The following is an 8,471-nucleotide window of genomic DNA, read 5'->3' on the forward strand; positions in this document are numbered from 1 at the left end:
GGCCTGGGGTATCCGCGCCACCGGCCGGGGGGTGGTGCGTGGGGGGCCCCCCCGAGGGACTCCGGGTCCCTCAAGGAGGCCCCCACGGACCTCCCGGAACCCTGTGTCCGGTGTGGACGTTGGGGAGGGCATGGGAGCAGGGGAATGGGTGGAGCGGCCGCTGGTCGAGGGCGGCGAGACGCCGGGAGAGGTGTACGCGCGGGGCAAGGCGCTGCGGGAGAAGGCGCCGGTCCGGGCGCATGACCACGCGGCGGCCGCCCAGGACCGGCCCACGCCCGGCGAGTACTTCGACGCGAGCAACGCCGGGCGGCTGCCGGAGCTGATCGAGCTGCGGCGCGAGCGGATGTCGGCGTCGCCGTTCACGTTCTTCCGCGGTGCGGCCGGGCTGATGGCCGCCGATCTGGCGGGTACCCCGGCGTCCGGCGTCACGGCGCAGCTCTGCGGCGACGCGCACGCGGCCAACTTCGGGCTCTACGGCACGCCCGAGGGCGGCATCGTCATGGACATCAACGACTTCGACGAAACCGTGCCGGGGCCGTGGGAATGGGACCTCAAGCGGCTTTCGGCGAGCCTGGTGCTGGCGGGCCGCGAGGGCGGGATCGGCGAGTCCGGCTGCCGCGAAGCCGCCGAGGACGCCGTCAAGTCGTACCGGCGGACCGTCCGCGCGCTGGCCGAACTGCCGTTCCTGCGGTCGTGGAGCGCGCTGCCCGACTCGTCGGTGCTGAGCAAGGCGCGGGCGCACGAGCTGATCGACGACTTCGCCGACGCCGCCGAGAAAGCCCGCAAGAACACGAGCAAGAAGGTCGTCGCGAAGTGGACGCGGCGCATCGACGATCACGAGACCGGGCTGAGCAGGCACCGGTTCGTCGAGGACCCGCCGGTGCTCACGCACGTCGACGCGGCCACCGCGGAGGCCGTCGCCGCGGGCCTGGTGTCCTATGTAGACACTCTGCGCGAGTCGCGGCGGACGCTGATCGCGCGGTACCGCGTCGCCGACGTCGCGTTCCGGGTGGTGGGCACGGGCAGCGTCGGGCTGCGCAGCTACGTCGTCCTGCTCCACGGCAACGAGGACGAAGACCTTGTGCTGCAAGTGAAACAGGCCCAGCCCTCGGCGCTGGCGCGCTATCTCGGCCTGCCGGAGCCCGCGCACGAGGGACGCCGCATCGTCGACGGCGCGCGGCTCGTCCAGGCGGAGACGGACATCCTGCTCGGCTGGACCACCATCGACGGCACGCCGTTCATCGTGCGCCAGTTCCGGAACCTCAAGGGCGACATCGATCCGACGGAACTGGCGAAGGACCATCTCGACGACTACGGCCGCCTCGCGGGCGCACTCCTCGCCCGCGCGCACATCCGCTCCCTGCATCCCCAGCTGCTGGCGGGCTACTTCGCCGAGGACGAGGAACTCGACGAGGCGATCGGCGCCTACGCCGTCCGCTACGCCGACCAGACCGAGGCCGACCACGCCGCCTTCGTGTCGCGCCCCTGATCACGCGAGTTCTCCGTCCAATCACGCGAGTTCGCCCTCCAGTCACGCGAGATGACCGGAACGGGACAGAAATCCGGCCAAGTCTGGAGAACGAATTCCCCGCCGTGCTAGATCTTCGTCAACGGTTACCGGCGAGGGAGGCGGCATGGCGGACGTTCGGCGGCGCTCGGTGCTCGGCGGCGCGGTGGGCGCGGCACTGGCGGGGACGGCGTTGACCGGCACAGCGCTGACCGGCCTCGCGACACCGGCCGCGGCGGACACCACGGCATCGGACGCGGCGGCATCGGGCACGGCGGAAGCGGCTTCGCGCGGCAGGCGGCGTGCCTTCCGGCTCGGCGTCAACTACACGCCGTCGACGCGCTGGTTCCACATGTGGCAGGACTGGCGCGAGCGGGACCTGCGCCGCGACCTGGACGACATCGCGAAGCTGGGCCTCGACCACATCCGGATGATGCTGCTGTGGTCGGACTTCCAGCCCGAGCCGAACCTGATCAGCGGCGAGAAGCTGGACCGCCTGCACGAGTTCCTCGACTACGCGGGCGACGCCGGGCTCGACGTCGAGATCACCGTGTTCAACGGGCACATCTCGGCCCGCTACTGGACACCGAACTGGCTCCAGACCACCCCCCAACCGGTCAACTGGTTTGCCGACCCCGCCGCTCTCGAGGCCCAGCGCGCGTTCCTCACCGCGCTCGGCAAGCGTATCGGCGGGCACCGACGTTTTCTCGGCTTCGACCTGTCGAACGAGCCGTACTACTACTGGGACTCGTTCGCCGGCTTGAACGTCACCGTCGCGCAGGCCGACAACTGGGCGAAAACCCTGCTCGCCACGGCGGGCGAAGTCGCGCCGGGCAAGTGGAACACCGTCGGCTGCGACCGCGCGCCGTGGGACACCCGCGGCGACAAGTACTTCAGCCGCGCCACACTCGCGACGGCGGGCGCGGTCACCGCCATCCACCCGTGGACGTCGTTCTTCGGCATCCTCAAGACCGACCCGCTCGGCCCCTTCGCGACACACAACGCCGAACGGCTCGTGCAGCTCGCGCAGGCGTACGCGGCCGATCCGGCCTGGCCGTGCTGGATCCAGGAGGACGGCGCGGCGCCGTCGATCCACTTCAGCGACCAGACTCGGCCTCAGCTGGGCGAATGGATCAAGCGCTCCGTACGCAACGTCGCGAGTTGCGCGCACACGCACGGCTTCACCTGGTGGTGCTCGCACGACGTCTCGCCGGCGCTCGTGCCGAAGCTGAACCCCCTCGAATACGACCTCGGCCTCTACACGAACGACCGCAAGCTGAAACCCGCGGGCGCAGCGATCCGCGAGATCGTGGCCGAATTCGACCGGAATCCGCCCCAACCCGCTTCCCGGACAACGGGAATCGTGATCCCGGACGACGATCCGCAGAGCGGGACGGACACCTTCTTCGCCCTCGCCTCGGCCGGGACACGGGCGGCTTTCGTCTTGCGCAGCAAGGCCGGGGACCAGGCCCACCTCAAAGCACGCGGCATCACGAAGCTGGTGAACCCGTAACCCACGCGACTGCCGAGGGTGTCCTTTGTGGACTCAAGTGCCGAGGCTGTCGCGAACGGCGCGTTCGGGACGTTCAGCGTCGCCATCGGAGCGTTCGCGACAGTGGGCGGTGCGGTCAGCTACGCGGGGAGGCCCGAGGGACGCCCTGGGTGCGTTGAGTGCGACGAGGGCGTCCCTCGGTGCAGCCAGCGCACCGAAGGCGTCCCTCGGTACATCGGTGGCCCCGCGTTAAGGTCGGTCATGCCTTTCCGCTGGCCGGCGCTCCTCGCCGTCGTCTGCGCGCTGTGCGCCCTCGCGCTCGGGCTGGTCTTCGCGGGCGACCACGCGCCCAGCGGCCTCGACACCGCCGCGCAGTCCGCGATCGCCGGGTGGCCGCACGGGCTCCTGCGTGCGCTGGTGCTGCCGACGGAGCCGTACGTGCTGCTCCCCGTGCTGGCGTTGCTGATCGTCTGGTGCCTGTACGCGCTGCGGCCGTGGGACGCGCTCTTCGTCGTCCTCGGACCCGGGATCGCCGTCATGGCGAACACGTGGGCGCTGAAACCGCTGTTCGACCGCTGGAAGGGCGCGACGCTCGTCTATCCCAGCGGGCACACGGTCAGCATGGTGGCGACGCTCGTCGTGCTGGTCCTGCTGGTCCACGGCCTGGCCAGGACCATCACGGCGATCGTCGGCGCGGTCCTGCTCGCTGCCGTCGCGATCGGGATGGTCGGACTCGGCTACCACTACCTCACCGACGTCGTCGGCGGGACGCTCTTCGCGGTCTTCGCCGTCCTCGCGGTGCGCGGGCTGCTTACGCGGCTTGCACCGCGTCCCGTGCGAGTGCGGTCAGGCGACTGACGGCGCGAAGGTACTTCTTGCGGTAGCCGCCGTTGATCATCTCCTCGGTGAACAACGCGGGCAGCGGCTGACCCGAGACGACGACCGGGATGGCGCGGTCGTAGAGCCGGTCGGCGAACGCGACGAGCCGCAGCGCGACGCTCTGGTCCGGCGCCGGGTGGATGTCCCGCAGGTGGACGCGGCCGACGCCGTCCAGCATCCGGCCGTAGCGCGACGGGTGCAGCCGGGCGAGGTGCGCGCACAACGCGTCGAAGTCGTCCACAGTGGACCCTTCGTGCTGTTCGGCCGACGCGGTGAGCACGTCGTCGGCGACCGGCGGCGGGGCCTCGGGGAGGCCGCGGTGCCGGTAGTCGGGACCGTCGACACGCACGACAGCGAAGCGCGAGGCCAGCGACTGGATCTCGCGAAGGAAGTCCTCGGCGGCGAAGCGTCCTTCGCCGAGCTTGTCGGGCAGGGTGTTCGACGTCGCCGCGACGTACACCCCGGCCTCGGTCAGCTCGCGCAGCAGGCGGCCGATCAGCATGGTGTCGCCGGGGTCGTCCAGCTCGAACTCGTCGATCGCGAGGAGCCGATGCCCGGACAGCCGCCGCACCGCTTCGGCGAACCCGAGCGCGCCGACGAGGTGGGTCAGTTCGACGAAGGTGCCGTACGCCTTGGGGCCGGGTGTGGCGTGCCAGGTCGAGGCGAGCAGGTGGGTCTTGCCGACGCCGAATCCGCCGTCGAGATAGAGCCCCATCGGGCCGGTCGGCTGCGCCCCGCCGCCGAACAGCGACCGCAGTTTCGACTTCTTCGCCGGGGCCTCGATCTTGGCCGCGAACGCCGCGCACGAGGTGACCGCGGCGGCCTGGCTCGGCTCGTCCGGGTTCGGGATGTAGTTGGCGAACCGGACCGCGTCGAACCGGGGCGGCGGGACCAGCGTGCCGATCAGCTCGTCGGCGCTGAGCTGGGGATCGCGGTCGGTGAGATGCGCGGCGGGCATGGTCGGAAAGCCTAACGGCCGTGCGCGCGCGACCGCCGCCTCCCGGCCCCGAGTGTGCTGAAGGTCCCCTTCAGCACGTGCGAAGACGCCGGATTTTCCGCAGAATGCGGGCATGACACCACCGCGGCCGCCGCTCAAGCCCATGCTCGCCAAACCGGCCAAGGCGATCCCGGACACGGGCGGGCTGCTGTTCGAGCCCAAATGGGACGGCTTCCGCTGCCTGGTGTTCCGCGACGGGGACGAGCTGACGCTGCAGTCGCGCGCGGAGAAACCGCTCAACCGGTACTTCCCCGAGGTCGTCGAGCGGCTGACGAAGACGCTGCCCGACCGCATCGTGCTCGACGGCGAGCTGGTCGTCGCGCGCGGCGGCAAGCTCGACTTCGACGCGCTGACCGAGCGCATCCACCCCGCCGCCAGCCGGATCACCCTGCTCGCGGCCGAACAGCCCGCCGAGTTCGTCGCGTTCGACCTGCTCGCCCTCGGCGACGAGTCCTTTGTCGACGAACCGACGGCGAAGCGGCGTGAACGCCTCGAGCGCGTCGCGGGCGACGGCATCCACCTCACCCCGGCGACCACCGACCCGGACACCGCGCGGCACTGGTTCGAGCTGTTCGAGGGCGCCGGCCTGGACGGCATCATCGGCAAGCCGCTCGACGAGCCCTACTCCCCCGGCAAACGCGTCCTGCTCAAGTACAAGCACAAGCGCACCGCCGACTGCGTGCTGGCCGGGCTGCGCTGGCACGTCGACGGCGAACCGGGCGAGATGGTCGGGTCGTTCCTGCTCGGGCTCTACGACGCCGCCGGGCTGCTGCACCACGTCGGCGTCGTCGGCTCGTTCCCGGTCAAGCGGCGCCGCGAGCTGGCCGAGGAGCTGGCGCCGCTGATCACCGACGGCACCGGGCACCCCTGGATCGGCGACGCCGTCCGCACCGGCCAGCGCATCCCCGGCGGCATCACCCGCTGGCGCTCCACCGAACAGCCGTGGGTACCGCTGCGGCTGGAACGCGTCGTCGAGGTGTCCTACGAGCACACCGAGGGCGGTGTCCCGGCGCGGTTCCGGCACACCGCGCAGTTCGGCCGGTGGCGCCCGGACCGCGAACCGTCGTCGTGCGGGTACGCGCAGCTCGACGAGGTCGCGCGGTACGACCTCGACGCCGTCTTCCGCGGCGAGGTCGTCCGGACCCGCTAACTCCCCTGTCACACCCGGCGTGCCAAGCTCACCGGTGACCCCGGACCCGATCATCGGAGGATCCCGCCCGTGCGCCGCCGTTCCCGCCGACTTCGCCCGCGATCCCGGCTGACGCTGGCCGTCCTCGCCGCGGCGACGCTCGCGGGCTGCACGACCGGACCCTCGGCACGGCCCGCCGTGGTGGACAACGACGGTTCGAAACAGCCGAAGGCGCCGACGAGCGCCCCGGCCGTCCCGCTGCCGCCGCTGGGCGAACCGCAGTCCCCGCTGATCCGCTGGAACGACTGCGACGACGACACCCGCCAGCGGCTCGGGCAGCCCGCCGTGCCGGACACGCTGCGCTTCAGCTGCGCGCGGATGACGACCCCGCTCGACGCCCCGGACCAGCCGCGGCGCGCGATGGTGCGCAGCCTCGTGCTCAAGGCGGGCACCGGCCCGGTGCCACTCGTCGTGGTCAACGACGTCGACGGCGAACCGGGGACGCTGTACGCCGCGCGGCTCGCGGCGAGCCTGCCGCCGGAGTTCCTGCAGAAGTTCTCGCTCGTCGGGCTGGACCGGCGCGGCACGGGGCTGTCCGGCGCCGTGCAGTGCGTCCCCGGCGACGTGCGCCGCGACCTGATCGGCGCGGACCCCGCGCAGGGCGACCTCGAAGGCGTGCTGGACGCCGCGCGCAAGGCGGGCCAGCAGTGCGCGATCGACCTGGACGTCGCCCAGACCGGGCTGGACAGCTGGCGTACCGCGGGCGACCTCGACGAACTGCGCAAGCAGCTCGGGATGGAACGGCTGACCGCGCTCGGGCGCGGCGACGGGTCGAAGGTGCTCTCGGAGTACGCGGTGCGCTTCCCCGCCCAGGTGGGCAGGATGGTGCTCGACGGCATCCCCGATCCCGGCCAGGACACCGCGGCCGTGCTGGACGCGGTCGCCGCGGGCGCGCAGTCCACTTTGGACGCTTTCGGCGCGGACTGCGCTACCCGGCACTGCGCGCTCGGCGACCCGAAGGCCGCGCTGCGGGCGGTCACCGACCGGCTGCGGACGCCCGTCGTCACCGCCGACGGCATCCCGATGAACGCGGGAATCGCGACCTACGCGGTCTATTCCGGACTCGCCCAGCGCGCGCGGTGGCCCGAGCTGGCCGACGCGATCGCCGCGGCCCGCGACGGGAACCTCGCCCCGCTCGCCGTGTTCGCCGCGCCGGTGCTGCACGACAGCAGGAGCCTTCCGTCCCGTTTGGACGGTGCGATCGCGACGCGCTGCAACGACAGCGCGACCCGGCTGCCCGCCGACGAGATCACCAAGGTGGGCACCGCCATGCGCGGCAAGTACCCGCAGTTCGGCACCACCGTGGCCCAGCAGCTCGCCTGGTGCGCGCCGTGGCCGACGCGCCGCGAGCCGCTGCCGAGGGCGGGCGTGCCCGGGGTGCCGCCGATCCTGGTGGCCTCGACCGCGGCCGATCCGGTGACCCCGGAGCAGGGCACCACCCGCGCGGCCGACCAGATGCCGACGTCGGTGACGATCTCGTGGCAGGGCGCGGGACACGGCGCGCTCGGCTCGTCGCCGTGCGTGACCGACGCCGTGCGTGCCTTCCTCGTCGACGGCAAGGTCCCCGGCGACGGGACGCTGTGCCCAGCGTGAGGCGGCCCCGCGTGAGGCGCTACTGCCGGTAGGACTCGACTTCGCTCTCGGGCCGGACCCGCGCCCCGGCCGGGTCCTCGCCGAACTCGGTGTGGGCGCGGCGCTGGCGCAGCAGATCCCAGCACTGGTCGAGCTGCCGTTCGAGGTCACCGAGGCGTTCGCGGTCGGCGCTGTTCAGCCCGACGCCGACCGCGCGTGACCGCAGTTCGTGTTCCTCGGCGATGAGCCGGTCGATGTGGCTGAGGATTTCCCCGTCGGCCATGGCACGTCCTCCCGTGTTCGAGGTTCTCCGCGAGTGCCGGATTCCGACCCTACGCCGCGCCGGGAATCTTGGCCCGGTTCCGGCCGTTGTTCCTCCTATGAGCACCGTAGAGCTGACCGCGGCGAACTTCGACCAGACCGTGACCGACAACGAATTCGTCCTGATCGACTTCTGGGCGAGCTGGTGCGGTCCGTGCCGCCAGTTCGCGCCGGTGTACGAGAAGGTGTCCGAAAAGCACGACGACATCGTGTTCGCCAGCGTCGACACCGAAAACGAGCAGCAGCTGGCCGCCGCCTTCGACATCCGGTCGATCCCGACGCTCGCGGTGATCCGCGACAAGACGGTGATCTACGCCCAGCCGGGCGCGCTGCCCGAGGCGGTGCTGGAGGAACTCATCCAGCAGGCCCGCGACGTCGACATGGACGAGGTGCGCCGCCAGGCCGAAAAGGCCGGAGACCAGGCCTGAATCACTCCTGGAAATGGTCCGTGGGGGCCTCCTTGAGGGACTCTGAGTCCCCCCAGGGCGGTGGGGTGTAAAAAAAGGACGCGTCC

General features: G+C 71.6%; 8 protein-coding genes. 6 read left to right on the forward strand and 2 right to left on the reverse strand.

What is annotated here, in order from left to right:
• Window positions 1-130: 130 nt before the first annotated feature.
• The 3 genes from ACFWX1_RS24740 to ACFWX1_RS24750 all read left to right on the forward strand — a co-directional run bounded on the left by ACFWX1_RS24740 (window position 131) and on the right by ACFWX1_RS24750 (window position 3,857).
• Window positions 131-1,489, forward strand: a complete 1,359-nt coding sequence (locus ACFWX1_RS24740) for a DUF2252 domain-containing protein (RefSeq protein ID WP_378391052.1) — start codon at window positions 131-133, stop codon at window positions 1,487-1,489.
• Between the two features lie 145 nt (window positions 1,490-1,634).
• Entirely contained in the window at window positions 1,635-3,020 is a 1,386-nt protein-coding gene (locus ACFWX1_RS24745) for a cellulase family glycosylhydrolase (protein ID WP_378391054.1), read from the forward strand.
• Window positions 3,021-3,260: 240 nt separating this feature from the next.
• On the forward strand, window positions 3,261-3,857 hold the full coding sequence (locus ACFWX1_RS24750; RefSeq protein WP_378391056.1) for a phosphatase PAP2 family protein: 597 nt from the start codon (window positions 3,261-3,263) through the stop codon (window positions 3,855-3,857).
• Here ACFWX1_RS24750 and zapE read toward each other — a convergent pair.
• A complete protein-coding gene (zapE, locus tag ACFWX1_RS24755) occupies window positions 3,811-4,836 on the reverse strand; it encodes a cell division protein ZapE (RefSeq protein WP_378391058.1) in 1,026 nt (341 codons plus the stop codon). The two genes, ACFWX1_RS24750 and zapE, sit on opposite strands and share 47 nt — an antisense overlap.
• 112 nt (window positions 4,837-4,948) lie before the next feature.
• On the opposite strand from zapE, the gene ACFWX1_RS24760 reads away from it, so the two are divergent.
• Both ACFWX1_RS24760 and ACFWX1_RS24765 read left to right on the forward strand, forming a co-directional pair.
• Window positions 4,949-6,025, forward strand: coding sequence for an ATP-dependent DNA ligase (locus ACFWX1_RS24760; protein WP_378391060.1), 1,077 nt, complete (start codon window positions 4,949-4,951; stop codon window positions 6,023-6,025).
• 69 nt (window positions 6,026-6,094) lie between these two features.
• Window positions 6,095-7,657, forward strand: coding sequence for an alpha/beta hydrolase (locus tag ACFWX1_RS24765; RefSeq protein ID WP_378391062.1), 1,563 nt, complete (start codon window positions 6,095-6,097; stop codon window positions 7,655-7,657).
• A 19-nt stretch (window positions 7,658-7,676) separates the two neighbouring features.
• On the opposite strand, the gene ACFWX1_RS24770 is transcribed toward ACFWX1_RS24765, so the two are convergent.
• Entirely contained in the window at window positions 7,677-7,919 is a 243-nt protein-coding gene (locus ACFWX1_RS24770) for a DUF2630 family protein (RefSeq protein ID WP_378391064.1), read from the reverse strand.
• A 97-nt stretch (window positions 7,920-8,016) separates the two neighbouring features.
• Here ACFWX1_RS24770 and trxA point away from each other — a divergent pair, with 97 nt between their 5' ends.
• Complete coding sequence (gene trxA / locus ACFWX1_RS24775) at window positions 8,017-8,385, forward strand: thioredoxin (protein WP_378391066.1); 369 nt, start codon at window positions 8,017-8,019, stop codon at window positions 8,383-8,385.
• Window positions 8,386-8,471: the final 86 nt, after the last annotated feature.

Source organism: Amycolatopsis sp. NPDC059021, assembly GCF_042739895.1.
In the GTDB taxonomy this organism is placed as follows: Bacteria; Actinomycetota; Actinomycetes; order Mycobacteriales; family Pseudonocardiaceae; genus Amycolatopsis.

Coding starts and splice junctions, on each gene's coding strand:
- ACFWX1_RS24740 (WP_378391052.1), top strand. CDS start 131: ATGGGAGCAGGGGAATGGGTGGAGCGGCCGCTGGTCGAGGGCGGCGAG.
- ACFWX1_RS24745 (WP_378391054.1), top strand. CDS start 1,635: ATGGCGGACGTTCGGCGGCGCTCGGTGCTCGGCGGCGCGGTGGGCGCG.
- ACFWX1_RS24760 (WP_378391060.1), top strand. CDS start 4,949: ATGACACCACCGCGGCCGCCGCTCAAGCCCATGCTCGCCAAACCGGCC.
- trxA (WP_378391066.1), top strand. CDS start 8,017: ATGAGCACCGTAGAGCTGACCGCGGCGAACTTCGACCAGACCGTGACC.
- ACFWX1_RS24770 (WP_378391064.1), bottom strand. CDS start 7,919: ATGGCCGACGGGGAAATCCTCAGCCACATCGACCGGCTCATCGCCGAG.
- zapE (WP_378391058.1), bottom strand. CDS start 4,836: ATGCCCGCCGCGCATCTCACCGACCGCGATCCCCAGCTCAGCGCCGAC.
- ACFWX1_RS24750 (WP_378391056.1), top strand. CDS start 3,261: ATGCCTTTCCGCTGGCCGGCGCTCCTCGCCGTCGTCTGCGCGCTGTGC.